Genomic DNA, 26,191 nt, shown 5'->3' on the forward strand with positions numbered 1-26,191 from the left:
CCGTGCCCGCTCACTGGTAGCTGACCGCCACCACTTCGTAGCGGCGAATCCCGCCGGGAGCCTGCACTTCGGCGGTATCGCCCTCTTCCTTGCCGATCAAGGCACGGGCGATGGGGCTCGAGATATTGATGAGCCCCTGCTTCAAATCCGCCTCGTCCTCGCCCACGATCTGGTACTTCACGAGGTCGCCAGACTCTTCGTCTTCGAGCTCCACCGTGGCGCCAAAGACCACCTTGCCGCCGCCATCCACGGCGCTGGGGTCGATCACCTGCGCCACCGACAGCTTGCCCTCGATCTCCTGGATGCGGCCTTCGATGAAGCCCTGACGGTCTTTGGCGGCGTCGTAGTCGGCGTTTTCACTGAGGTCACCTTGCGCACGCGCCTCTGCAATGGCCGTGATCACGGCGGGGCGTTCAATGGTTTTGAGGCGATGCAGCTCCTCCTTGAGCTTTTCAGCGCCGCGCTTGGTGATCGGAATGGTGGCCATCGTGTTGTGTCTCCATAAGTCAAAACGGTGAAAGCGCCAAAAGCACTTCCACCGGTCAGTCGCCATGCATGCCCGCGCGGGGCGGGACACTACGATGGACGAGTCTACAAAAGGAAACCGCCGCACGTTGCCGCGCGGCGGTCTCTGTTCAGGCGGCAATTATGCCGCTTTTGCCGATGCTCAAGCAGCCAGTTGGGCGTGCAGCTCCTGTACCGAGTACACGTCGAGCTTGTCCAGGTACTTCATGCCCTCCACGGCGGCCTCGGCACCGAAGATGGTCGTGAAGGTGGTCACGCGGGCCAGCAGCGACGAGGTGCGGATTGCACGCGAGTCAGCAATCGCATTGCGGCGCTCTTCGACGGTGTTGATGACCATGACAATCTCGTTGTTCTTGATCATGTCCACGATGTGCGGGCGGCCTTCGGTGACCTTGTTGACCACTACCACCGGGACACCCGCCTCGGCAATCGCTGCAGCGGTGCCTTTGGTGGCCACCAGATCAAAGCCCAGCGCCACCAATTGACGCGCGATATCCACTGCGCGGGGCTTGTCGTTGTTCTTCACGGTGAGGAACACCTTGCCCGAGGTGGGCAGCTTGGTGCCCGCACCCAGCTGGCTCTTCACAAAGGCTTCGCCAAAGGTCTTGCCCACGCCCATAACCTCGCCCGTGGACTTCATCTCGGGGCCGAGGATGGTGTCCACGCCCGGGAACTTGACGAAGGGGAACACGGCTTCCTTCACGCTGAAGTAAGGCGGGGTGACTTCCTTGGTGATGCCCTGCGAAGCCAGCGTCTGGCCGGCCATGCAACGCGCCGCGACCTTGGCCAGCTGGATACCGGTGGCCTTGGAAACGAACGGCACCGTGCGCGAGGCGCGGGGGTTCACTTCCAGCACATAGATCACGTCCTGGCCGTCCACTTCCTGGATGGCGAACTGCACGTTCATCAGGCCCACCACATTCAGGCCTTCCGCCATGGCGGCAGACTGGCGCTTGAGCTCATCCACCGTGGCCTGCTTGAGGTAGTAAGGGGGCAGCGAGCAGGCCGAGTCACCCGAGTGCACGCCCGCTTGCTCGATGTGCTCCATCACGCCACCGATGAAGGTCTTGCCTTCGGGGTCGCGCAGGCAGTCCACATCGCACTCGATGGCGTCGTTCAGGAAGCGGTCCAGCAGCACGGGCGAGTCGTTGCTCACCTTGACGGCCTCGCGCATGTAGCGCTCCAGGTCGCGCTGCTCGTGCACGATTTCCATCGCACGGCCACCCAGCACGTAGCTGGGGCGCACCACCAGGGGGTAGCCCAGGGCGGCGGCTTTTTCCAGTGCTTCGGCTTCAGTGCGTGCGGTAGCGTTGGGCGGCTGGCGCAGGCCCAGGTCACCCAGCAGCTTCTGGAAACGCTCGCGGTCTTCCGCAGCATCGATCATGTCCGGGCTGGTGCCGATGATCGGTACGCCTTCGGCTTCCAGGCCCAGTGCGAGCTTGAGCGGCGTCTGGCCCCCGTACTGCACGATCACGCCAACCGGCTTTTCCTTGTCCACGATCTCGAGCACGTCTTCGAGAGTGAGCGGCTCGAAGTACAGGCGGTCCGACGTGTCGTAGTCGGTGGACACCGTTTCAGGGTTGCAGTTGACCATGATGGTTTCGTAGCCATCCTCGCGCATGGCGAGTGCGGCGTGCACGCAGCAATAGTCAAACTCGATACCCTGGCCGATGCGGTTCGGGCCACCGCCCAGCACCATGATCTTCTTGTTGTTCGTGGGCTCCGCTTCGCACTCGTCCTCGTAGGTCGAGTACATGTAGGCGGTGTTGGTGGCGAACTCGGCCGCGCAGGTGTCCACGCGCTTGTACACGGGGCGCACGTTGAGCGCGCGGCGTGCTTCGCGCACCGACTTTTCAGTGGTCTTGAGCAGCTTGGCCAGGCGGCGGTCCGAGAAGCCCTTCTTCTTGAGCGCGCGCAGCGTGTCAGCATCCAGCGATGCCAGTGCGCCCTCACCCTTCTCAGCGGCGAGCTGGTCCAGTTCGAGTTCGATCTTCACGATCTCCTCGATCTGCACCAGGAACCATTTGTCGATCTTGGTGAGGTCGTACACCTCGTCCACCGACAGGCCCATGGCAAAGGCGTCACCCACATACCAGATGCGCTCGGGGCCCGGCTCGCCCAGTTCTTTTTCGAGCGTCTCGCGGTCCTGGGTTTTCTCGTTCATGCCGTCCACGCCAACTTCCAGGCCGCGCAGGGCTTTCTGGAAGGATTCCTGGAAGGTGCGGCCCATGGCCATGACCTCGCCCACCGACTTCATCTGCGTGGTCAGGCGGCTGTCGGCCGTGGGGAATTTTTCGAACGCAAAACGTGGGATCTTGGTGACCACGTAGTCGATCGAAGGCTCGAACGATGCAGGCGTGGCACCGCCCGTGATTTCGTTCTTGAGCTCGTCGAGCGTATAGCCCACGGCCAGCTTGGCGGCGACCTTGGCAATCGGGAAGCCCGTGGCCTTGGAGGCCAGCGCCGACGAACGCGACACGCGCGGGTTCATCTCGATGACGATCATGCGGCCGTCCTTCGGGTTGACCGAGAACTGCACGTTGGAACCGCCCGTGTCCACGCCGATCTCGCGCAGCACCGCGAGCGAGGCGTTGCGCATGATCTGGTATTCCTTGTCGGTCAGCGTCTGCGCGGGGGCCACGGTGATCGAGTCGCCCGTGTGCACACCCATCGGGTCCAGGTTTTCGATGGAGCAGATGATGATGCAGTTGTCCGCCTTGTCGCGGACCACTTCCATCTCGTACTCTTTCCAGCCGAGCAGCGACTCTTCGATCAGCAGCTCGTTGGTGGGCGAGGCTTCGAGGCCGCGCTTGCAGATGGTCTCGAACTCTTCGGGGTTGTAGGCAATGCCGCCGCCCGTACCGCCCAGCGTGAAGCTGGGGCGGATCACGGTGGGGAAACCCACGGTCTTTTGCACGGCCCAGGCTTCGTCCATGCTGTGGGCGATGCCGGAGCGAGCGGAGCCCAGACCGATCTTGGTCATGGCGTCCTTGAACTTCAAGCGGTCTTCGGCCTTGTCGATGGCTTCGGGTGTGGCGCCGATGAGCTCCACCTTGTATTTGTCGAGCACGCCGTTGTGCCACAGGTCCAGCGCGCAGTTGAGCGCTGTCTGGCCACCCATGGTGGGCAGGATGGCGTCGGGACGCTCCTTGGCGATGATCTTCTCGACCGTCTGCCAGGTGATGGGCTCGATGTAGGTCACATCGGCGGTGGCCGGGTCGGTCATGATCGTCGCAGGGTTGCTGTTGATCAGGATGACCTTGTAACCTTCTTCGCGCAGGGCCTTGCAGGCCTGCACGCCGGAGTAGTCGAACTCGCAGGCCTGGCCGATGATGATCGGGCCAGCGCCGATGATGAGAATGCTTTTGATGTCTGTGCGTTTTGGCATGGTGCGTCGATCAGTCGATCGTGGGTTCGGCTGCCTGGGGGCTGGGGGTGGGGGCTGAGGCTGCTGCTGCATCTGCGGGCAAACGCCGCTGGGTCAACTTGGCAAGCAGCGCCTCGGCGCGTGCGGGAGGAAGGTTCTTCTGCATCAGCTGCAGCAGGCCGTCGCCCTGGATCAGTGGGCGCAAGACTTCTTCTTCCGCGTCATAAAACGTCACTTCCCACTCCTGCAGCAGCTCTGCAAAGGCAGCATCGTCCAGCGTCTTGCCCTTGGCCACGAGCGTGACGAGCGGCATGGCCTTGTTCTCGACAAACGCTTTCTTGTAGGGCTTTTGCGCCCAACGTTCCGTGAACCACTCACGGTGGGGCGAAGGCAGGGTCAGGACACGCTTGTGGATCGCCTTTTCCAGCGATGCAAGGGGGAAGCTGAACAGTTTCATGGTGCTGTTTCCTTCCGCGCTTAACCGGCTTTTGCCGCGCGCATGGCGTCGGTGAAGCGGTCAAACAGGTATGCGATGTCGTGCGGACCGGGGGATGCCTCAGGATGCCCCTGGAAACAGAAAGCGGGCTTGTCCTTGTGGACCAGCCCTTGCAGCGTGCCATCAAACAGGCTCACATGCGTGGCGCGCAGATTGGCGGGCAGCGAGTCCATGTCCACCGCAAAACCGTGGTTCTGGCTCGTGATGCTCACGCGGCCCGTGTCCAGGTCCTTCACCGGGTGGTTGGCACCGTGGTGGCTGTGGGTCATCTTGAAGGTCTTGGCGCCTGCGGCCAGGGCCATGATCTGGTGCCCCAGGCAGATGCCGAAGGTAGGCATGCCGCTGTCCACAATGGTGCGGGTCGCTGCAATCGCGTAGTCGCAAGGCTCTGGGTCGCCAGGGCCGTTGGACAGGAAAACACCATCCGGCTTCATGGCAAGCACCTCAGCGGCAGGCGTCTTCGCGGGCACGACGGTGACCTTGCAGCCGCGCTCGGCCAGCATGCGCAGGATGTTCTTCTTGACGCCAAAGTCGTACGCCACTACGTGAAACTGCGGTACCGACAGCTCGCCGTAACCGGTGCCCAGCTTCCACTCAGTCTGGGTCCACTCATAACGCGCTGCCGTGGTCACCACCTGGGCCAGATCCAGCCCGGCCATGTTGGGGGCCGCCTTGGCCTTGGCGATGGCTTCGTCGATGAGCGCCTGCGTGACAGCCTGCCCTGCGGCAAGGCCGATGATGGCGCCGTTTTGCGCACCCTTGCTGCGCAGCAGCCGAGTGAGCTTTCGGGTATCGATGTTGGCGATGGCCACCGTCTTCTCACGCACAAGGTACTGAGAGAGCGTTTCCGTCGAGCGGAAGTTGCTTGCCAGCAAGGGCAGGTCTTTGATGATCAGGCCTGCGGCGTGGACCTTGTCGGCTTCGATGTCCTCCACATTGACGCCGTAGTTGCCGATGTGCGGATACGTGAGGGTCACGATCTGCTGGCAGTAGCTCGGGTCGGTAAGGATTTCCTGGTAGCCGGTGATGGCGGTGTTGAACACCACCTCGCCGACGGTGGTGCCGGTGGCACCAATCGAATTGCCGATAAAGACCGTGCCGTCTGCGAGCGCCAGGATGGCGGGCGGGAAGTTTCCCTGTAGAGACAAAAGCACTGGGTTCTCCGGATGGTTACGGTCGCCCGGCGCCTGCAGTCCACTCGTGCACGCAAAGGTACGCAAGTGCTGGTGGCTGCTCTCAGATGGGTTGTTGCTTTGGGTGCGGTCGGGCGACGCTGTTGCGAGAAAAGCTCCCGATTATATCTCTCGGTGCAGGTTTGCCGGAAAATGCATGCCTTGCATAACCTTGTTGCCACAGCCAGTGTTCTTGGGTATTGGCGGGGACAAGGGCCCGCCCCCGCGGGTCCGTCCGCAGGCTTGGCTACCGGCGGCGTCAGCGCCCGGCGCCGCTGGCATGCAGGCAGATTGCCGCCGCTGCCGCGACGTTGAGGGACTCTTCCCCGCCGGGTTGCGCGATGCGGATGCGCATCGCAGCGCGTTCCTCCAGAGCAGACGATACGCCCTGCCCTTCGTGGCCCAACACCCAGGCACACGGCCAGGGCAAGGCGGCACGGTGCAGCCAGTCGCCCGTGTGCGAGCTGGTGACGAGCATGGGCACCTGCAGCGATTGAAGTTCGCCGTGCTCCACACCCTCAATCAGGTCCAGCGCAAAATGCGCCCCCATGCCGGCGCGCAGCACCTTGGGCGACCACAGGGCCGCACTGCCCTTGATGGCCACCACCTGCCGGAACCCGAACGCTGACGCACTGCGCAGGATGGAGCCCACGTTGCCCGCGTCCTGAACACGGTCCAGCACGACGGTGGCTGTATCCGGCTGCAGCGCAGCGGGCGCGGGCAGATCCATGATGAAACCCATGCGGGCGGGGGACTCCAGCCCGCTGATGTCGGCAAAGAGCGCATCAGCAATTACTATGAATTTAATAGCTGCTTGCGCCCATTCCACCTGCGCCAGAGGCCAAAAAGACTCTGAAAACACCGCAATGGATGCGCGCTGGCCACGCTCCAGGGCCGCACGGCAAAGGTGGTCGCCCTCCAGCCAGACCCGGCCCTGCTTGCGGTAGGCCGTGGTGTCCTGCGCAAGACGGCGCAGGTCTTTCACGAAGGTGTTGTCCCGCGAATGGATGGTGGTGATCAACGACGAAGTCATGGGCAGACAGGTTCAGAAAAGCAGATTCTGCGCGACGGGCGCAAACGAGCGCCGGTGGTGAACGCAGGCGCCGTGCTCGCGCAGCGCTGCCATGTGCACCGCCGTGCCATAGCCTTTGTGACCGTCGAACCCATACTGCGGAAATTCTTCATGGATCTGCGCGCACCAGCGGTCGCGGTGCACCTTGGCCAGGATGGACGCGGCCGAGATGGCCGGCACCAGTGCATCGCCCTTGACGATGGCCTCGGCCTGGATGTCGAGCGTGGGAAGCCGATTGCCATCGACCAGCACCATGACCGGCTTCAGGCGCAGCCCCATCACGGCCCGCCGCATGGCCAGCATCGTGGCCTGCAGGATATTGAGCCGGTCAATCTCTTCCACGCTGGCCTCGGCAATGCTGCAGCACAGCGCCTTGGCGCGGATTTCGTCGTAGAGCTTTTCGCGCCGGGCCGGCGTGAGCTTTTTGGAGTCTGCCAGGCCTGCGATGGGATGCAGGTCATCCAGGATGACTGCAGCCGCCACCACAGGCCCTGCCAGCGGGCCACGGCCCGCTTCGTCCACGCCAGCCACCAGGCCTGGCGGGTGCCAGGGCAGGCAGGCCTGTTCAGGCAGCGGGATGGAGGATTTTCTGGATCGCATCGGCAGCGAGTTGGGGAGTGTTGCGGTGCAAGCTTTCGTGCAGTGCGGTAAAGCGCTGCTCCAGGGCCGCGATTTTTTCGGGGTCGTGCTGGCGTGCCTCCAGCCACTGCAGCGTTGCCGCGCACAGCGCCTGGGGTGTCGCGGCATCCTGGATCAGCTCGGGCACCACGAATTCGCCACACAGAATGTTGGGCAACCCCACCCAGGGCTGCAGTTGTTTGCGGCGCATGAGCCACCAGCTCCACGGGTGCATGTGGTAGCCAATGACCATGGGGCGCTTGAACAGCGCAGCCTCCAGCGTGGCGGTACCACTGGCAATCAGCGTGGCATCACACGCAGCCAGCACGGCATGGGACTGCCCGGACACAATCTGCACCGCACCGCCCAGCCCGGCGGCTTGAACGGCCTGCACGATGCGATCGTGCTGCGCCGGCACGGCAGGCACTACCAATTTGATAGCTGGTCGCGCTTTACGGACAAGCGCTGCAGCCTCAAAAAAGGGTTGAGCAATGTAGGTGACCTCTGAAGAGCGGCTGCCCGGCAAAATGGCCAGCACCTCATCCGAGTCCTGCAGCCCGAGCTGGGCGCGGGCCGCAGCGCGGTCGGGCACCATGGGAATCACACCCGCCAGCGGGTGACCCACGTAGGTGGCGGCAATGCCATGGCGCGCCAGCAGTTCAGGCTCGAACGGAAAAATGCACAACACGTGATCAGCGCTGCGGCGAATCTTCTCGACGCGTTCCGCACGCCAGGCCCAGATGGAAGGGCACACGAAGTGAACGGTCTTGACGCCTGCAGCGCGCAGGTCGGCCTCCAGCCCCAGGTTGAAATCGGGGGCGTCCACGCCCACGAAGACGTCCGGACGGTCCCGGAGCAACCGGGTGCGCAGCTGTTTGCGGATACCCAGCAACTCGCGCAGCCGGCGCAACACCTCCATGCTGTAGCCATGCACGGCAAGCTTCTCGCTGGGCCACCAGGCAGCAAACCCCCGGCGCTGCATCTGTGGGCCACCGATGCCGCTGGCCTGCAGATCTGGCCAATGGGCCTGCAGGCCGTCGAGGAGCAAACCCGCCAGCAGGTCACCCGATGTCTCGCCCGCCACCATGGCGACGCGGGGGGAGGCCTCCATCACCGGGTCCTCAGCGCGCAATTCCGCGCGTGGAGACATCCAGGAAGCCCAGCATCATGGCGATGTCGGCCTCAGATTCAGGATGGTCCACCGTCAGCCCGGAGATACCAGAGCGCGCGGCCTCCAGCGTCAGCCCCTGGCGGTACAGCAACCGGTGCATCTGCTTGATGCCCGCAATGCGCGCCGGCGAAAAACCTCGGCGGCGAAGCCCTTCCAGGTTCAGGCCGCGCACGGCCAGCGGGTTGCCATCCACCATCATGAAAGGCGGGACGTCCTGCGAAATATGGCTGGCAAAGCCGGCCATCACATGGGCACCCACCTTCACAAACTGATGGACACCCGTCAGGCCGCCGATGATGGCCTGGTCAGCCACGTGCACGTGGCCTGCCAGGGTGGCGTTGTTGGCGAGAATGGTCTGGTTGCCGACCACGCAATCGTGCGCGATGTGCACGTAGGCCATGATCCAGTTGTCGTTTCCGATCGTGGTCACACCCTGGTCCTGCGTGGTTCCCAGGTTGAAGGTGCAGAACTCGCGAATGGTGTTGCGGTCGCCAATGACGAGCCGGGTAGGCTCGCCCGCGTATTTCTTGTCCTGCGGGGCAGCACCAAGGGATGCGAACTGAAAGATGCGGTTGTCTGCACCAATCGTCGTGCGACCCTCAATGACGCAATGCGCGCCAACCGTCGTGCCCGCGCCAATGGACACATGCTCGCCAATGACCGCATAGGGCCCCACGGTCACCGACGGGTCCAGGCGGGCGCCGTCCGCAACAATGGCAGTGGGATGGATGTTGCTCACGATCCAGCAGGCCCGGGCGGGTCAACCCACATTGCGCATGGTGCACATGAGCTCGGCCTCGCAGGCCACCTCTTCGCCCACGCTGGCCACGCCCTTGAACTTCCAGATGCCACCGCGCACGCGGTCGATGGTGATGGCCAGGATCAGCTGATCGCCGGGCTCCACAGGGCGCTTGAACCGCGCACCATCAATGCCCACAAAGTAGTAGATATTGTTCTCATCGGGCACCTTGCCCATGGCATCAAACGCCAGCAACCCCGCCGCCTGGGCCAGCGCTTCCAGAATCAGAACACCCGGCATCACCGGGCGGCCAGGAAAATGCCCCATGAAATAGGGCTCGTTGAACGTGACGTTCTTGATGGCCTTGATGCGGGTGTTGCTCTCCAACTCGATCACTTTGTCCACCAGCAGAAACGGGTAGCGGTGGGGCAGTTGCTTGAGAATTGCGTGAATATCCATCATCGAGTTGTTCTTCCGTTCATGCTGCCTTGAGAGCCTGCTCCAGCGCCTTGATGCGCTCGCGCAAGCTGTGCAGTTGTTTGAGTGTTGCAGCGTTTTTTTCCCAGCGCGCATTGTCGTCGATAGGAAACATGCCGGTGTATTGGCCAGGTCGGGTCAGAGAGCGTGTGACCACCGTAGCAGCCGAGATATGCACGTTGTCGGCCAGTTCCAGGTGGCCCAGCACAATCGCCCCGCCGCCCACGGTGCAGTGCGCGCCAATGGTCGCGCTGCCCGCCACCCCCACACACCCGGCCATGGCCGAGTGCTTGCCGATGCGCACGTTGTGGCCGATCTGGATCAGGTTGTCGAGCTTGACCCCGTCTTCGATGACGGTGTCCAGCAGTGCGCCCCGGTCGATGCAGGTGTTGGCGCCGATCTCGACGTCGTCTCCGATGCGCACGGCGCCGAGCTGCTCGATCTTGACCCACTGCCCCCGCTCGGGCGCAAAGCCAAAACCATCCGCGCCAATCACCACACCGGCGTGCACGATGCAACGCTCGCCGATGGTGCAGCCTTCGCCCACGGTCACACGCGACTTGAGCACGGAGCCCGCACCCACCTGAGCGCCGCGCTCCACCACACACAGCGGTCCTATCGTCGCGGTGGGATGCACCAGCGCCGTGGGATGCACCACTGCACTGGGGTGAATCCCCACTTCCTGGGCCGGCGCATTGTGTTGCCGCCACAACTGGGTGGCACGTGCGAAATACACGTAGGGGTTGTCCGCCACGATGCAGGCACCCCGCGCCAGTGCGGCATCGCGCATGGCAGGCGCCACAATGACACAGGCCGCCCGGGAGGCGGCCAGTTGTTGCTGGTAGCGGGGGTTGCTCAGGAAACTGAGGTCTCCCGGTCCCGCAACCTCCAGGGGCGCGATGCGGGAGATGACGGCATCCCGTGCCCCACCTCCTTCCAGCGAGCCCCCGAGCGCATCAACGATCTGCCCAAGAAGCAAGCTCACGCGTCACCTGCAAAGGGCTGGCGCTCACTTGCCAGAAGAGGCATTCAACGCCTTGATCACCTTGTCGGTGATGTCATGCTTGGGGTTGATGTAGACGGCCTCCTGGAGGATCACGTCGTACTTCTCGGCTTCCGCCACTTGCTTGACGACCTTGTTCGCACGTTCGAGCACCTGGGACAGCTCCTCGTTCTTGCGGGCGCTCAGGTCTTCCTGGAATTCGCGGCGCTTGCGCTGGAATTCACGGTCCTGGTCCACGATCTGGCGCTGGCGGGTGGTCCGCTGGCTTTCCGCCATCGTCGGGGCTTCACGCTCGAACTTTTCGGTGGCATTTTTCAGCGAATTGCCCATCTCCACGAGTTCTTTTTCGCGGCGGGAAAACTCCTGCTCCAGCTTGGTCTGCGCAGCCTTGGCCGTGTTGGCTTCGCGGAAGATGCGGTCTGTGTTTACAAACCCGGCTTTGAACTCCTGAGCATGCGCGGGAGCTGCGGCAACCATCGAGCCAAGCAGCAGGGCCAAAGAGATATGGCGAGAAAAGGATTTCATTAGAAGGACGTTCCAATCTGGAATTGCAGTTTCTGGATTCTATCGCCGGCAAACTTGCGCACCGGTTGCGCAAACGCCAGGCGCAAGGGCCCGAGTGGAGAAATCCAGCTCAAGCCCACGCCAACGGAAGAGCGCATGCCACTGAACGTGATCTTCTCGTCTTCCCCATACACATTGCCGATGTCGAAGAAAGTGAACACGCGCAGGGTGCGGTCATTTCCGGCGCCGGGGAACGGCGCAATCAGTTCGGCATTCAGGGTCAGCTTCTTCGGCCCACCCAGTGATGCCCCGGTGACATCACGCGGCCCCAGGGTACCCTGATCGAAACCACGAACAGAGCCCAGACCGCCAGAGTAGAAATTCTTGAACACCGGGAAAGGCCGGCCATTCAAGCCTTTGCCGATACCGACCTCGCCGTTGAAGGCGACAGTAAAGCGCTTGTTCAACGGCACGTACTGCTGGTACTGGTAGTTGGCACGAACGTAACGGGAATCACCTGCGACTGACCACTCCGAATTGAGCCGCTGATAACGACCGGAGTTGGGGGCCAATGCACTGTCGCGGTCATCCCGCGACCAGCCAATGGTCAAAGGAACGGACGTGCTGCTGTACCCAAAGCGCTCGGCATAGGACAGGTAAGTCGCCGGAATGTTGGTGCCCGCCTTGATCTTGGTCTGTTCAAGCCCACCGCCGAAATACACCGTGTCGGTCTCACTGAATGGCACACCGAATTTCACGGATGTCCCCGTGGTGATCAGCTCGTAATTGCCGCCCTGATCCTCGTACGGCTTGTCGGTACGGTAATACACATCCAGCGTGCGCGAGATACCTTCAGGAGTGAAGTACGGATCAATGGTGCTGAATACAAAAGTTCGGCGGTACTTGCTGGTATTGACATCAATACCCAGGTAATTGCCAGAGCCGAAGATGTTCTCCTGCTTGATACCAAAGGAAAGCGATACTTTCTCTGCACTGGAGAAACCCACGCCCATCTGGAGCGATCCGGTGGGCTTTTCGGCAACTGTAATCACCAGATCCACCTGGTCGGGCGAGCCTGGTACCTCCTGGGTTTCCACATTGACCTCGGTGAAGAAACCCAGGCGATCGACGCGGTCGCGTGACAAGCGGATTTTTTCACCGTCGTACCAGGAAGCTTCGTATTGCCGGAATTCGCGGCGGATCACCTCATCACGCGTCCGGTTGTTGCCGCTCACATTGATACGGCGCACGTAAGCCCGTCGCGAGGGTTCCGCCTGCAGAACGAATGCCACACGGCTGTTTTCGCGGTCAACCTCTGGCACAGCCTGTATGCGCGCGAACGCAAAACCAAATCGAGCGAAATACTCTGAAAATGCCTTCGTCGTTTCAGCAACCTGGTCAGCGTTGTACGGCTCGCCCGCACGAATGGTGACCAATGACTTGAACTCATCGTCGCGATCGAGGTAATTGCCTTCCAGCTTCACGCCAGAAACGACAAAGCGTTCGCCTTCCGTCACATTGACAGTGATCGAGATATCCTGCTTGTCCGGCGATATGGCAACCTGGGTGGAATCAACGCGGAACTCCAGGTATCCCCGTTGCAGGTAATACGAGCGCAGGGTCTCCAGATCGGCGTTGAGCTTCGCGCGTGAATAGCGGTCCGATTTCGTGTACCAGCTGAGCCAGCCGCCCGTATCCTGATCAAACAGCCCCTTGAGCGTGGATTCGCTGAACGCCTTGTTACCAACAATGCGGATTTCGTTGATGCGGGCTGGCTCACCCTCCACCACGGTGAACGTCAGATTGACGCGGTTGCGCTCGATCGGGGTCACAGTGGTGACCACTTCTGCGCCATACAAACTCTTGTTGATGTACTGGCGTTTGAGTTCCTGCTCAGCCCGGTCAGTCAGCGCCTTGTCATAAGGGCGGCCTTCGGTCAGCCCGACATCGCGCATCGCATTTTTGAGCACATCCTTGTCAAATTCGCGGGAACCGACGAAATCCACGTCGGCCACTGTGGGGCGCTCTTCCACCACCACGACCAGCACATCGCCCACCGCTTCAAGGCGCACATCCTTGAACAGTCCCAGACCAAAGAGCGCACGGATCGCCGCAGCACCTTTTTCATCGTTGTAGTCATCGCCCACCCGCAACGGCATGGACGCAAACACTGTACCCGGCTCCACGCGCTGCAGGCCCTCGACACGGATGTCCTGCACCTTGAATGGCTCCAGAGCCCAAGCCGCGTTGGCGACAAAAACCATGGCTGCAACGGCCGATGCAGTGCGCACGCCCAGGCGATTGATGTGTTTTTTCATGAATGAAGCTGGCGCCGCACTTGCATGGCAAGGACGGCAAAAGTGTTAGCCAAAGAGCCGGGTGACATCGTTGAACAGGGCAATGGACATCATGAGGAGCAACACTGCAACGCCTCCACGCTGCAGGCGCTCCATCCATGCGTCAGACACACCCTTGCCCGTGAGTCCCTCCCAAAGATAATACATCAGGTGCCCACCGTCCAAGACCGGTAACGGCAGCAGGTTCAGCACACCAAGACTCACGCTGATGAGCGCCAGAAAAACAAGATACTGTGTCAGGCCCAAGCTGGCTGACCGGCCTGCATAGTCGGCAATGGTCAGCGGCCCACTGAGGTTCTTGAGCGAGGCCTCCCCGATGAGCATGCGGCCCATCATGCGAAGCGTCAGAACAGACACATCCCAGGTCTTGACCACCCCGGCCCAGGCGCCTTCGAAGACGCCGTAGTCGACCGTCACGAACTCCGGAGCTGCCCCCACGTAAGCGCCAATCCGGCCTACGGTAGCCTCTGCCTCGGCCTTGGCCTCCGGAAGCACGTCCAGGGTCAATACCCGCCCCGAACGATCAATGCGCCAGGGTTGCTCCAGTGGCTCGCTGCCTCGCACGGACTGGCGGATCAGCTCACGCAACTGTTGCCCATCCACCACGTCGCTGCTGCCGATCCTGAGCACGACATCGCCTTGTTGAAGCCCGGCGCGGGCGGCAGCTCCGTCGGGCATGACCTCGCCAAGCACCGGGCGCGTCCATGGCCCCAGAATGCCAATCTTGCGAAACAGCTGGGCGTCAGCCTCGCGGCTGTCAATCTCAGACATGTCCAGCAGGATTTCACGGTGCACAGCACCTGACTGGGGTTGCACGTCCAGACGTACCGTCACACCCTCCAGGGCCCCCCGCGTGAGCAGCCAGCGCAAGTCTTCAAACGATCGCACCGGCTCCATGTCGTCCGACCCCAGCGCTGCCTGCGAAACCAGTTCGCCACCACGCAAGCCTGCGCTTTGGGCGACAGAACCGGCCACCGGGCTGGCAAGGACGGCCTTGGGCTCCTGTACACCATTCCAGTTCACGATGGAGTAAAGCAACACCGCCAGCAGCAGGTTCGCGAGGGGGCCGGCAGCAACAATGGACGCGCGGGACCTGAGCGGCTGGGTGTTAAAGGCCAAATGGCGCTCTTCGGGCGCGACAGGCGCCTCACGCTCGTCCAGCATGCGTACATACCCACCCAACGGGAAGGCGCCGAGCACGAACTCCGTGGGCGAGCCCTTGGGTTGCCAGCGCAACAGCGGCTTGCCAAAGCCCACAGAGAACCGCAACACTTTGACCCCGCAAGCGACGGCGACCCGGTAATGACCGTATTCGTGCACGGCAATCAGCAGACCGAGTGCAACGATAAAGGCAACGATCGTGAGAAGCATGGGTTGCGGTTCCGTGTAGCGGTGAAAACTCAGGCCGCCAGGCGGACTGCAGCTTGCTCGGCAGCACTGCGCGCCTGGGTATCCAGGTCCAGCAATGCTTCGAGCGAATCCGGCTTGGAGGGGTAAACCGCATCCAAAGTTGCAAGATTCACGGCGTGAATGTGGTCAAAACGAAGCCGCCCGGACAAAAAGGCCCCCACTGCCACCTCGTTGGCAGCATTGAGCACGGCGGTCGTCCCTTCGGCCGCTTTCAGTGCCTGCCAGGACAGATGCAACCCCGGGAAGCGGCGGGCATCAGCGTCTTCAAAGGCCAGGGCGGACAGGGTCGAAAAATCCAGCTTGCTCGCACCACTCGCAATGCGCTCCGGCCACGCCAGGCCGCACGCAATGGGCACGCGCATGTCGGGCGTACCCAACTGCGCCAGGATCGAGGCATCGTTGAACTGCACCATGGAATGGATGATCTGCTGCGGATGGATCACCACCTTGATCTGGTCGGGGTGCAGATCAAACAGCCAGCGGGCCTCGATCACTTCGAGCGCCTTGTTCATCATCGTGGCCGAATCCACCGAAATCTTGCGCCCCATCGAGAAATTGGGGTGGGCGCAGGCCTGGGCGGGTGTGATCTCGGCCAGTGTCGCCGGATCCCGTTGCCGAAACGGCCCCCCGGACGCTGTGAGCAAGATGCTGTCCACACGCTCTGCCCAGGTGGCAGGGTTTTCAGGCAGGCACTGGAAGATGGCAGAGTGTTCGCTGTCGATGGGCAGCAGCGTCGCCCGGCCCTCGCGCACCGTCTGCATGAACAACCCGCCGCCAACCACCAAGGCTTCCTTGTTCGCCAGCAGCAATCTCTTGCCTGCGCGCGCAGCCGCCAAGCAGGGCGCCAGACCCGCAGCGCCCACAATCGCCGCCATCACAGCATCCACCTCGGGGTGTGAAGCTATCAATTCAAGAGCATCTTGCGCTTGAAGGACCTGCGTTGGAAGACTATTTGACGCTAATTTATCAGCGAGAAGCGCCGCATGGGGCGCGCTTGCCATCACCGCGAAGCGCGGGCGGAACTGCGCGCACTGCGCCAGCATGAGATCCACCTGGGTGGCGGCGCTGAGCGCAAACACGTCGAACCGGTCCGGGTGGCGGGCCACCACATCCAGCGTGCTGGTCCCGATGGAACCCGTGGAACCCAAAACGGTGATCTGTTGCTTCTTCATCGTGTTGTCAGGCTCGTGAGCATCATGGCCAGGGGGAGCGTGGGCAGCAAGGCATCCACGCGGTCAAGCACACCGCCGTGCCCGGGCAGCAGGCCGCTGCTGTCCTTGACACCGGCGCTGCGCTTGATGAGAGACTCCACGAGATCCCCCGACACACTCATGGCCACCATGAACAGTGCCGCAATCACCAGCATCCACCAGCCGGGCTGTGCCATGCGGCTGTAGAAACTGGGCACAACCGCCTGCCAGTGGGCATCGGCCGCGACCCAGACGAAGGCCATCACCATCACACCCGCCAGGCCGCCCCACACGCCTTCCCAGCTTTTGCCGGGACTGATGGAGGGGGCCAGCTTGCCCTTGGTAAAGCGCAGGCCAAAAGCACGGCCGGCAAAGTAGGCAAAGATGTCGGCCACCCACACCAGCAGCAGCACCGACAGCAGAAAATTGATACCCACATTGCGCGCCTGCACCACGGCCAGCCATGCAAGCCACAGCGCCAATACCCCCGCCACCAGCCGCACGCCACCCGGAATGCGAGGCCAACCGGGCACCCCGGCCTTGAGCAGCCAGGCAGCCGCCAACACCCACAGCCCCCCGCCCACCACCCACAGGGCGGTCAACGGACGATCAACCCAGCCCAGGGCCCAAGAACCCGCGCACAGTGCAACACACGCAGCGCCCACGGCCAACGAGCCGGCCTGGCCAAAACCGCTCAGGCGCCCCCATTCCCACGCCCCGGCGGCCATGAGCACCAGAACCACCAGCATGAACGGCCCGGTCGACGGGTAAAAAAGTGCGGGCAGCAAAACCGCCAGCAGGACAAGTGCAGTGATGACGCGCTGTTTGAGCATGGGGCCTTTCAGAACCTGTACAGGTTCTCAGCCCGGCATCGGATCGGGATGCGCGGACAGTATTTGTTCGGAGGTTTTGCCGAAACGGCGTTCACGCCGCCCGTAGGCGGCAATGGCCTCGTCCAGCGCCGAGTCATCGAAGTCGGGCCACAACCGGTCACTGAAGAAGAACTCGGAGTATGCCGATTGCCACAGCAAGAAGTTGCTGATGCGCATTTCGCCACCGGTGCGGATCACCAGGTCCGGGTCTGGCACGTGGGCCAGTCCCATCGCGCTGTGCAGACTGGCCTCGGTGATTGGCTCACCACGCGCGGCCAGCGACGCGGCCGCCTGAGCGATGTCCCAACGGCCTCCGTAGTTGAAGCAGACATTGAGCACCAGGCGTGTGTTGTCCGCCGTGGCCGCTTCGGCCTGACCCAGACCGTCTCGCACCTTGGGCGAAAGGCTGTCCCTCTCGCCCACAAAATGAAGGCGCACACCGTCCTTCTTGAGCTGGGGCACCTCGCGCGCCAGGGCCATCGCCAGCAGCTCCATGAGGCCAGAGACCTCATCCGCAGGACGATTCCAGTTTTCGGAGGAAAAAGCGAAGACGGTCAGCACACCCACGCCGCGCTGCGCGCAGGCGCGTGCGCAGCGGCGCAATGCATCAACCCCTTGCTTGTGGCCTGCCAGGCGCGGCAGGAAGCGGCGCGTGGCCCAGCGACCGTTGCCATCCATGACGATGGCAATGTGGTGTGGCACCACCGATGAAACAGACATGAATAACGATCAGCGCCGGTACGCCGGGGCTCAGACCGCCAGGATTTCCTGCTCTTTGGCAGCCACCAGCGCATCGATTTCGGCGATGTGCCTGTCGGTGAACTTCTGAACGTCAGCCTCGGCGCGCTTCTGGTCGTCTTCGGACGCGAGCTTGTCCTTGACCAGTTTCTTGACGGATTCATTGGCATCGCGGCGCAGGTTGCGCACGGCGATCTTTGCGCTCTCGCCTTCGTTGCGCGCGAGCTTGGTCATTTCCTTGCGGCGCTCTTCGCTCATGGGAGGCATGGGCACGCGAATCAGGTCGCCCATGGATGCGGGGTTCAGACCCAGGTCGCTCTCTCGGATGGCTTTCTCAATCTTGGCGCCCATGCCCTTTTCCCAAGGCTGCACGCTGATGGTGCGCGAATCGATCAGGGCGACGTTGGCCACTTGGGAGAGGGGCACCATGGAGCCGTAGTACTCCACCTGGACCGAGTCCAGCAAGGCCGGGTTGGCACGGCCTGTACGGATTTTTTGCAGGTTGTTCTTGAACGCTGCGATGGATTGATCCATCTTGGTTTCGGCAGTTTTCTTGATGTCGGCAATCGTCATGTTTTCTCCTCGGGGCGGCCTGCATCCGGTGCAGGCCCATCCATCGTGATCAGGCGTAAACCAGCGTACCTTCGTCTTCACCCATCACCACGCGCTTCAAGGCGCCGTGTTTGATGATGGAAAACACCTTTACCGGCAGCTTCTGGTCGCGGCACAGGGCGAAGGCGGTCGCATCCATGATGCCCAGATTGCGGGACATGGCCTCGTCAAAGCTGAGCTTGGTATATCGCGTCGCCGTGGGGTCCTTCTGGGGGTCGGCAGTATAAACGCCGTCCACCTTGGTAGCCTTGAGCACCAGTTCCGCGCCAATTTCGGCACCCCGCAGGGCGGCGGCTGTGTCGGTGGTGAAAAACGGATTTCCCGTACCGGCCGCGAAGACCACGACCTTGCCCTCTTCAAGATACTGCAGCGCCTTGGGGCGCACATAGGGCTCGACCACCTGCTCGATGGCAATGGCGGACATCACACGGGCCACCAGGCCCTGCTTGTCCATGGCATCGGCCAGGGCCAGGGCGTTCATCACGGTGGCCAGCATGCCCATGTAGTCGGCAGTGGCACGGTCCATACCGACCGAGCCCCCGGCGACGCCACGGAAAATATTGCCCCCACCGATCACCACGGCCACCTGGACACCCAGGCGGGTCACTTCGGCGATCTCCTCGACCATGCGCACGATGGTGGCGCGGTTGATACCGAAGGCATCATCGCCCATCAGCGCCTCACCAGACAGCTTGAGCAAAATGCGCTTGTGGGCTGGTGCGGCGTTGGACATGGGAAATTTCTCCGGTAAGTGGTGCGAGGCTTGGGTGGGGTTGTACGGAACGATCAGGCAGCAGCCTTGGCAGCAGCCACCTGGGCAGCCACTTCGGCGGCAAAGTCGTCCACCTTCTTCTCGATGCCTTCGCCCACCACGTACAGGGTGAAACCCTTCACGTTGGTGTTGGCAGCCTTGAGCATCTGGGCCACGGTCTGCTTGCCGTCAGCGGCCTTCACGAAGACCTGGTCGGCCAGCGAGACTTCCTTGAGGTACTTCTGCACAGCGCCGTCGATGCGCTTGGCCGTGATTTCGGCGCTTTGTGCGGGCTTGCCAGCGGCCACGAGTTCCTTGTTGGCTTCGTCAGCCTTGCCTTCGGCCACCGAACGCTCCTTGGCGATCAGTTCGGCAGGCACGTCAGCACTGGTCAGGGCCACGGGCTTCATGGCAGCCACGTGCATGGCAACGTCCTTGGCCGCAGCGGCGTCACCGTCGAACTCGACGACCACACCAATGCGCGAACCGTGCAGGTAAGCAGCCAGGTTGGAGCCGCTGAAGCGCTTGAAGCGGCGGAACGACATGTTTTCGCCGATCTTGCCGATCAGGCCCTTGCGCACGTCTTCCAGCGTGGGACCGAAGCTGTCCTGCTCGTAGGCCAGAGCGCCGAGGGCTTCCACATCAGCCGGGTTGTGCAGGGCGACCAGCTTGGCAGCAGCGTTGGCCATGGCGATGAAGCTGTCGTTCTTGGAGACGAAGTCGGTTTCGCTGTTGACTTCGACCAGAGCACCCGTGGTGCCGTCGATGTAGCTGGCGACGACGCCTTCAGCCGTGATGCGCGATGCAGCCTTGCCAGCCTTGGTGCCCAGCTTGACGCGCAGCAGCTCTTCCGCCTTGGCCATGTCGCCGTCGGCTTCGGTCAGCGCCTTCTTGCATTCCATCATGGGGGCATCGGTCTTGCCACGCAGTTCAGCCACCATGCTTGCGGTAATTGCAGCCATCTTTGTTCCTTCAGTGTTCAGTTCAGTCAGTTCAGATTCGGGCTAAAAAAAAGGGGGCTCACCAGGGGCCCCGCTTTTGTTCGCGACGGATCGCGCAGCCGGGCTATCAGGCAGCGGCTTCTTGCACTTCCACGAATTCGTCGGTGCTCTCTGCAGTAGCAGCCTTCACGACTTCATTCACGGCGTTGGCACGGCCTTCGATGATCGCGTCAGCGATGCCACGGGCGTACAGCATCACGGCCTTGGCCGAGTCGTCGTTACCAGGGATCACGTAGTCGATGCCTTCGGGCGAGTGGTTGGTATCAACCACACCGATCAGCGGAATGCCCAGCTTCTTGGCTTCGGCCACGGCGATCTTGTGGAAGCCCACGTCGATGATGAAGATGGCATCGGGCAGAGCAGCCATGTCCTGGATGCCGCCGATGTCCTTTTCGAGCTTTTCGATTTCGCGGGAGAACGTCAGTTGCTCCTTCTTGCTCAGGCTGTCCAGGCCAGCTTCTTGCTGGGCTTTCATGTCCTTGAGGCGCTTGATCGAGGTCTTCACGGTCTTGAAGTTCGTCAGCATGCCGCCCAGCCAGCGCTGGTCCACGAAAGGCACGCCAGCGCGTTGTGCTTCGGTGGACAGGATTTCACGGGCCTGGCGCTTCGTGCCGACCATCAGGATCGTGCCGCGGTTGGCAGCCAGTTGCTTGGCGAATTTTTGGGCTTCCTGGAACAGTGGCAGCGACTTTTCCAGGTTGATGATGTGAATCTTGTTGCGATGGCCGAAGATGTAGGGGGCCATCTTGGGGTTCCAGAAGCGGGTTTGGTGACCGAAGTGGACACCGGCTTCCAGCATTTCGCGCATGGTAACGGACATAAAAATACTCCAAAGGTTAAGTCTAAAATCAGCCCCAATAATTGCAGTGCCGTGATCATCACGAACACTGCAACACCTTGACAGGGCTGCTTTGCGATTGGTCTTGCCGCAGCGGCCACGCCGGTTGTGCAAACCTTGCACCACTGCGCTACTGCTCCCAGCAAAACCCAAAGATTCTAGCACACCCATGCTCCCTGACCTGATCGCCACCCGTGAGCAACTGCGGGACGGCGCCACCACCGCGCCCGCCGAGCTGGAGCGCTGCATCGACGCTGCCCAGGCCGCATCCAACACCCACAGCTTTGTGCGCACGCTGTTTGACGAAGCACGCACCACGGCGGTGCAGCCGTTTGTGGCCCAGTTGCCCCTGGCCGGACTGGCCGTTTCTGTGAAGGACTTGTTTGACATCGCCGGGCAACCTACCCCGGCGGGCTCTACCGCGCTCGCAGACGCTCCCGCAGCATCCGAGGACTGCCCAGCCGTCGCCCGGCTGCGCGCAGCAGGTGCCAGCCTGATCGGCCGCACCAACATGGTGGAGTTCGCTTTCTCGGGCGTGGGCGTCAACCCCCACTACGGCACGCCTGCAGCCTGGGATGCCCGATTTGGCGCCCTGCCCGGCGCGCCCCGCGTGCCCGGCGGGTCTTCGTCTGGCGCCGGGGTGTCGGTAGCCACTGGCGCCGCATTCATCGGGCTGGGGTCGGACACCGGTGGCTCCATCCGCATTCCTGCGGCGCTCAACGGCATCGTGGGCTTCAAGAACACTGCCCGGCTGGTGCCCACCGCTGGCGCCGTGCCGCTGTCCACCACCCTGGACACTGCCTGCGCCATGACGCGCACCGTGCGCGATGCCATCGTGGCGCACGAGGTACTGGCCGCACGGCGCGTGACGCGCAGCCTTGCGCCGCTGTCGCAATACCGGCTGGCCGTGCCGTCCACCTTGTTCCTCGACGGACTTGACGCCACTGTGGCCCAGGCCTTTGAGCGCAGTGTGGAAGCATTGCGCCAGGCAGGCGCCCAGATTGACATCATCGCCCTGCCCGCCGTGCTGGAGCAGCCCGCGTACGGTTTTGCCGCCCCCGAAGCCTACGCCTGGCACCGCGAGCTGCTGCAGCGCGCAGGCGACCGCTACGACCCCCGGGTGCGCATGCGCATCGAAAAAGGCGCCACGCTGATGGCCTGGGAATACATCGACCTGCTACAGGCGCGCCAGCAATGGATTGCACGCATGATCGCCGACATGGAGCCGTACGACGCCCTGCTGTCCCCCACCGTGCCCATCCTGGCGCCACTGCTGGCCGATGTCGCCCCCGCAGATGGCGTGGACAAGGCCCGGGACGCCGCCCGCGACGCCGAGTTCTTCCGCGTGAACAACCTGCTGCTGCGCAACACCAGCGTGGTCAACCTGCTGGACGGCTGCGCGCTGTCGCTGCCCTGCCATGTGCAAGGGGAACTCCCGGTCGGGCTCATGGTCTGGCACGGGGCGCTCAGGGATGACACGGTGCTCAACATCGGCCTGCAGATCGAGCAAACACTACAAAAACAATAGCTGTTAGCGCTTTATGCATAAGCGCCAGAGCCAAAAAACACCAAAAACTCATGAAGATTGCCATCGTGGGCGCCGGCATCATCGGCGTCACCACTGCGTATGAGCTGGCCAGCGACGGCCACGAAGTCACGGTGTTTGAACAACGCAGTGCGGCCGCCGAAGAGGCCAGCTTTGCCACCGCCGGGCTGCTGGCGCCCCACCTGCTCAGCCCCTGGGCGCTACCGGGCTTCGGCCAGCCGCTGCGACTGATGGGGACACAGGCCACCCTGCGGCTGGCTGGCGGGCTGACCCGCGCCAACTGGGCCTGGCTGCGGCGCTGGCGCAGCATGGCGCGCAGCCACAGCGCCCCGGCAGCCGCGGTCGAACGCCTGGCGCAATACAGCCAAGCTCGACTGCAGGCCATTGCGAGCCAGCATGAGCTGGACTTTGAAGCCAGCGACGGCCGCCTGGTGCTGCTGCGCACCGAAGAAGACCGCACCCGACTGCAACCCGCGCTGCAAGTGCTGCGCGACAGCGGTGTGGCCCTGCGCGAGATCGGCGCCGATGTGGCGCGCCAGATCGAGCCTGGCCTCTCGCCCGAAGCCCCGCTGGCAGGCGCGATCCACCTGCCCGATGCGCGCGCTGGCAACTGCCGCCTGTTCGCCCAGCTGCTGCGCCAGGGCATCCAGGGCGCGGGTGCGCAGTTTGTGTTCAACACCCGGGTGGACCGCCTGGGCACCAGCCCCACCGGCGTGGTGCTGCAAGGCGAAGCGGACCTGCGCCGCTTTGATGCCGTGGTGCTGTGCGCCGGCATGGCTTCGGCCACGCTGCTGCCCGAACTGGGCCTGGGCCTGCCCATGGCGGCCGTGTATGGCTACTCTGTCAGTGCCCCGCTGCGCGAATCCACTCACGCCCCCCGCGCCAGCGTGGTGGATGCGGGCCAGCAAATCTCCATCACCCGCCTGGGCCAGCGCGTGCGCATTGCCGGTGGCGCTGAACTGGCCGGGGCCGATGCCGAGCACCACACCCCCACACTGCAACGCCTGTACCGCACGCTGAACGACTGGTTCCCTGGCGGCGCGCAGCTGTCATCCAACCTGCAGATCTGGCGCGGCGCCCGCACCATGCTGCCCGACGGAGCACCGGTGGTGGGCGCCAGCGGCGTGCCGGGCATGTGGCTCAACACCGGCCATGGCGCTGGCGGCTGGGCCTTGGCCTGCGGCAGCGCGCGGGCACTGGCCGACCTGATCGCGCAACGGGACCCCGAGGTGTCGCTGGACGGGCTGGGCATGCGGCGGTTCTAAACCTTCCTGCGCTTTGCCCCCACGGGGCATCGGCGCACAATGGCAGGCGCGCTGCCGCTGGCAGCAGCCCTTGCCCCCTGCAGCCCATGCACCGCATCACCGCCCACCAGCCGCACCCCTTGTTCAACACCGCCGCCACCCGCCGCCTGGAAAAAGCGGCAGCGGCCGCCCTGCCCCCGCACACCCTGATGCGGCGCGCCGGCCTGGCCGTGGCGCAATTGGCCCAGGCGCTGGCACCCCACGCACGCACCGTGTGGATTGCCTGCGGCCCCGGCAACAACGGCGGTGACGGGCTGGAAGCTGCCATGCACCTGCAGCGCAGTGGCCGCAGAGTGATCGTGACCTGGCTGGGCCAGCCCGATACGGCCCCGGCGGATGCCAGGGCCTCGTGGCAGCGCGCACGGGATGCGGGCGTGTCCTCGGCAGACACTGCGCCCAACGATCTGGGGGCCGACGACCTGTGCATTGATGCGCTGCTGGGCCTTGGCGTCTCTTCTTTACCCCACAGCCCCGCACGCACGCCCGACGCAAGGCTCCAGGCCTGTCTGCGAGCCCTGCACCGCAGCCAGGCCCCCGTGCTGGCCGTGGACCTGCCCAGCGGGCTAGACGCAGACACCGGCCAGTTTGCGGCAGGCCTCGCGCCCGACACCCCAACCCAACTGCATTACCACCTGCACCACCAAACGCCCCCGCCACGCCACACGCTGAGTCTGCTCACCCTCAAGCCCGGCCTGTTCACCGCCGCCGGGCGGGACGCAGCAGGCCAGGTCTGGCTGGATGATCTGGGCGTAGAACCCGGGCACGAGCCGCCCAACGCCTGGCTCTCCGGCCCCGCCCTGCCCGCCCCCCGCGCCCACGCCAGCCACAAGGGCAGCTATGGCGACGTGGCAGTGGTGGGCGGCGAAGGACTGGCAGCGCGGGGCATGGGCATGGCGGGCGCCGCACTGCTGGCCGCTTCGGCCGCTCTGCACAGCGGCGCGGGCCGGGTGCTGGTGGCCCTGCTCGACAACGGCCAGCAGCAACTCGACCCACAGCAGCCCGAGTTGATGTTCCGCAGCTTTGAAGCGCTGGCACTGGAACAGCACACCGTGGTCTGCGGCTGTGGCGGCGGGCAGGCCATCGCTCGCGTTCTGCCCGAGGTCATCACCCGCGCAGCCCGACTGGTGCTGGATGCCGACGCGCTCAACACCATCGCCACCCAGGCCGCACTGCACGCGCTGGTGGTGGCACGCGGACAGCACGGGCAACCCACGGTGCTCACACCGCACCCGCTGGAGGCTGCTCGCCTGCTGGGCCTGACCACCGCCGAGGTCCAGGCCCACCGGCTGGATGCCGCGCAGCAACTGGCCAACCAGTTCAACTGCGTGGCCGTGCTCAAGGGTTCGGGCACCGTGGTCGCTGCACCCGACCGCGTCCCGGCCATCAACCCTACGGGCAATGCGCGGCTGGCCACGGCGGGTACAGGCGATGTGCTGGCAGGCATGGTGGGCGCCCACCTGGCCGCCGGTGCGAGCGCCTTGCGCGCTGCGAGTGAAGCGGTTTACCAGCATGGCCAGGCGGCTGATGATTGGCCAGCGCGCCAGGCGCTGACGGCCAGTGCGCTGGCGCGGCGCGTGGGCGGAAGCTGAGCCTCAAGCCAGCAAGGTCACCTTCTTGAGCGGCTTGAGCACGCTCGACGGTGTCATGCCAAAGGTCTGCCGGAACATGCGGCTGAAGTGGGCCGAATCAGAAAACTCGCCATGTAGCGCCGCGTCGGTCAGGCGCGGGCTGACCGCCAGCCCCGCCATCGCCAGCCGCACCTGGGACCAGACCCGATAGGTACGCAAGCTCACCCCCATCTCGGCGCGAAACAGGTGATTGAAACGCGACGCCGAAAGCTGGACGCCCGAGGCCAGGTCATCCCGTGCCACCCGCCCCGCCTGCGGATGGCGCAGCGCATGCAGACTGCGCACCACGCGTAGGTCCAGCGGCGTCACCTCGCTATCGAACGGGCAGCGCAGCAAGGCGGGCAGGTCGAAGTGATGCAGATAACCCTCCATGGCACTGCGCGCACCCACTGGAGCTGCTACATCCAGCACCACGCCACCCTCTTGCTGGAGAAGACCGCGCAACGCCCGTGCTTCGTGCGAATCCGGCTCCAGGTACACCAGCGCCACCACTTCACCACAAGGGTCGAACAGGTGCGCCACCCCGGCATCGACCAACGCGCTGTGGCAGGTCTCCTCATGCCCTGCCCCCCAGTGCACCGCAAACCGGCCCGAGAGCCCCATCAGCAGCACCGGCGACGCATGGCAGTGCCAGCCGGTAGCCGGGATCTCTCCGACGTAGAGCGCCCGGTCAGTGCCCAGGGTCAGTGTGTTGCGTGCTGGCATAGCCCAAACCTACAAGTTTTTTTACCGAGATCTCCGTAGCCTTGCCTCTCCCGCCAGGGGCCGGGCAGGTGTTGACGCTTGAAGCTGCAGTCCCT

General features: G+C 63.6%; 24 protein-coding genes. 3 read left to right on the forward strand and 21 right to left on the reverse strand.

The window, feature by feature from the left end:
* Window positions 1-10: 10 nt before the first annotated feature.
* From greA to rpsB, 20 genes are all read right to left on the reverse strand, one after another.
* The gene (greA, locus tag AAFF19_RS15530; RefSeq protein ID WP_008906729.1) at window positions 11-487 is read right to left on the reverse strand and encodes a transcription elongation factor GreA; all 477 of its coding nucleotides are present in this window, start codon (window positions 485-487) and stop codon (window positions 11-13) included.
* A 180-nt stretch (window positions 488-667) separates the two neighbouring features.
* Window positions 668-3,913, reverse strand: coding sequence for a carbamoyl-phosphate synthase large subunit (gene carB, locus AAFF19_RS15535; protein WP_008906728.1), 3,246 nt, complete (start codon window positions 3,911-3,913; stop codon window positions 668-670).
* Window positions 3,914-3,923: 10 nt separating this feature from the next.
* Complete coding sequence (locus AAFF19_RS15540; RefSeq protein ID WP_008906727.1) at window positions 3,924-4,349, reverse strand: hypothetical protein; 426 nt, start codon at window positions 4,347-4,349, stop codon at window positions 3,924-3,926.
* Window positions 4,350-4,369: 20 nt separating this feature from the next.
* Window positions 4,370-5,542: a glutamine-hydrolyzing carbamoyl-phosphate synthase small subunit gene (gene carA / locus AAFF19_RS15545; protein ID WP_034695527.1), complete on the reverse strand. Its 1,173-nt coding sequence runs from the start codon at window positions 5,540-5,542 to the stop codon at window positions 4,370-4,372.
* A gap of 277 nt (window positions 5,543-5,819) precedes the next feature.
* Window positions 5,820-6,593, reverse strand: a complete 774-nt coding sequence (locus tag AAFF19_RS15550) for an RNA methyltransferase (protein ID WP_008906725.1) — start codon at window positions 6,591-6,593, stop codon at window positions 5,820-5,822.
* 12 nt (window positions 6,594-6,605) lie between these two features.
* Window positions 6,606-7,232, reverse strand: coding sequence for a ribonuclease HII (gene rnhB, locus AAFF19_RS15555; RefSeq protein ID WP_182118428.1), 627 nt, complete (start codon window positions 7,230-7,232; stop codon window positions 6,606-6,608).
* Window positions 7,198-8,361, reverse strand: coding sequence for a lipid-A-disaccharide synthase (gene lpxB / locus AAFF19_RS15560; RefSeq protein WP_182118427.1), 1,164 nt, complete (start codon window positions 8,359-8,361; stop codon window positions 7,198-7,200). The genes rnhB and lpxB overlap by 35 nt, the downstream gene beginning before the upstream one ends.
* 10 nt (window positions 8,362-8,371) lie before the next feature.
* Complete coding sequence (gene lpxA / locus AAFF19_RS15565; protein ID WP_008906722.1) at window positions 8,372-9,160, reverse strand: acyl-ACP--UDP-N-acetylglucosamine O-acyltransferase; 789 nt, start codon at window positions 9,158-9,160, stop codon at window positions 8,372-8,374.
* Between the two features lie 21 nt (window positions 9,161-9,181).
* A complete protein-coding gene (gene fabZ / locus AAFF19_RS15570) occupies window positions 9,182-9,622 on the reverse strand; it encodes a 3-hydroxyacyl-ACP dehydratase FabZ (protein ID WP_008906721.1) in 441 nt (146 codons plus the stop codon).
* 16 nt (window positions 9,623-9,638) lie between these two features.
* Entirely contained in the window at window positions 9,639-10,622 is a 984-nt protein-coding gene (lpxD, locus tag AAFF19_RS15575) for a UDP-3-O-(3-hydroxymyristoyl)glucosamine N-acyltransferase (protein WP_008906720.1), read from the reverse strand.
* A gap of 24 nt (window positions 10,623-10,646) precedes the next feature.
* Window positions 10,647-11,165 (reverse strand): OmpH family outer membrane protein, encoded by a 519-nt coding sequence (locus AAFF19_RS15580; protein WP_008906719.1) that lies wholly within the window; start codon window positions 11,163-11,165, stop codon window positions 10,647-10,649.
* Window positions 11,165-13,462 carry an outer membrane protein assembly factor BamA gene (gene bamA, locus AAFF19_RS15585; RefSeq protein WP_182118426.1) on the reverse strand — a complete coding sequence of 766 codons (2,298 nt, stop codon included), beginning with the start codon at window positions 13,460-13,462 and terminating at the stop codon, window positions 11,165-11,167. Before bamA ends, AAFF19_RS15580 begins: the two co-directional genes overlap by 1 nt.
* Before the next feature lie 45 nt (window positions 13,463-13,507).
* Complete coding sequence (gene rseP / locus AAFF19_RS15590; protein ID WP_182118425.1) at window positions 13,508-14,872, reverse strand: RIP metalloprotease RseP; 1,365 nt, start codon at window positions 14,870-14,872, stop codon at window positions 13,508-13,510.
* 29 nt (window positions 14,873-14,901) lie between these two features.
* On the reverse strand, window positions 14,902-16,083 hold the full coding sequence (ispC, locus tag AAFF19_RS15595; protein WP_342720523.1) for a 1-deoxy-D-xylulose-5-phosphate reductoisomerase: 1,182 nt from the start codon (window positions 16,081-16,083) through the stop codon (window positions 14,902-14,904).
* Window positions 16,080-16,934, reverse strand: coding sequence for a phosphatidate cytidylyltransferase (locus tag AAFF19_RS15600; protein ID WP_008906715.1), 855 nt, complete (start codon window positions 16,932-16,934; stop codon window positions 16,080-16,082). Before AAFF19_RS15600 ends, ispC begins: the two co-directional genes overlap by 4 nt.
* 27 nt (window positions 16,935-16,961) lie before the next feature.
* On the reverse strand, window positions 16,962-17,693 hold the full coding sequence (gene uppS, locus AAFF19_RS15605) for a polyprenyl diphosphate synthase (protein WP_182118422.1): 732 nt from the start codon (window positions 17,691-17,693) through the stop codon (window positions 16,962-16,964).
* 30 nt (window positions 17,694-17,723) lie between these two features.
* Window positions 17,724-18,284 (reverse strand): ribosome recycling factor, encoded by a 561-nt coding sequence (gene frr, locus AAFF19_RS15610; protein WP_008906713.1) that lies wholly within the window; start codon window positions 18,282-18,284, stop codon window positions 17,724-17,726.
* Between the two features lie 49 nt (window positions 18,285-18,333).
* The gene (gene pyrH, locus AAFF19_RS15615) at window positions 18,334-19,056 is read right to left on the reverse strand and encodes a UMP kinase (protein WP_008906712.1); all 723 of its coding nucleotides are present in this window, start codon (window positions 19,054-19,056) and stop codon (window positions 18,334-18,336) included.
* A 53-nt stretch (window positions 19,057-19,109) separates the two neighbouring features.
* Window positions 19,110-20,036: a translation elongation factor Ts gene (tsf, locus tag AAFF19_RS15620; protein ID WP_008906711.1), complete on the reverse strand. Its 927-nt coding sequence runs from the start codon at window positions 20,034-20,036 to the stop codon at window positions 19,110-19,112.
* 106 nt (window positions 20,037-20,142) lie between these two features.
* Window positions 20,143-20,895 (reverse strand): 30S ribosomal protein S2, encoded by a 753-nt coding sequence (rpsB, locus tag AAFF19_RS15625; RefSeq protein WP_182118421.1) that lies wholly within the window; start codon window positions 20,893-20,895, stop codon window positions 20,143-20,145.
* Window positions 20,896-21,082: 187 nt separating this feature from the next.
* On the opposite strand from rpsB, the gene AAFF19_RS15630 reads away from it, so the two are divergent.
* From AAFF19_RS15630 to AAFF19_RS15640, 3 genes are all read left to right on the forward strand, one after another.
* Window positions 21,083-22,441, forward strand: coding sequence for an amidase (locus tag AAFF19_RS15630; protein ID WP_182118420.1), 1,359 nt, complete (start codon window positions 21,083-21,085; stop codon window positions 22,439-22,441).
* 50 nt (window positions 22,442-22,491) lie between these two features.
* On the forward strand, window positions 22,492-23,724 hold the full coding sequence (locus tag AAFF19_RS15635; RefSeq protein ID WP_008906708.1) for an FAD-dependent oxidoreductase: 1,233 nt from the start codon (window positions 22,492-22,494) through the stop codon (window positions 23,722-23,724).
* Between the two features lie 86 nt (window positions 23,725-23,810).
* The gene (locus AAFF19_RS15640; protein WP_182118419.1) at window positions 23,811-25,352 is read left to right on the forward strand and encodes an NAD(P)H-hydrate dehydratase; all 1,542 of its coding nucleotides are present in this window, start codon (window positions 23,811-23,813) and stop codon (window positions 25,350-25,352) included.
* Window positions 25,353-25,355: 3 nt separating this feature from the next.
* Here AAFF19_RS15640 and AAFF19_RS15645 read toward each other — a convergent pair whose 3' ends face one another.
* On the reverse strand, window positions 25,356-26,096 hold the full coding sequence (locus AAFF19_RS15645; RefSeq protein ID WP_008906706.1) for an AraC family transcriptional regulator: 741 nt from the start codon (window positions 26,094-26,096) through the stop codon (window positions 25,356-25,358).
* Between the last annotated feature and the right edge of the window lie 95 nt (window positions 26,097-26,191).

Origin of the sequence: Acidovorax sp. FHTAMBA, from assembly GCF_038958875.1 — a bacterium.
In the GTDB taxonomy this organism is placed as follows: domain Bacteria; phylum Pseudomonadota; class Gammaproteobacteria; order Burkholderiales; family Burkholderiaceae_C; genus Acidovorax.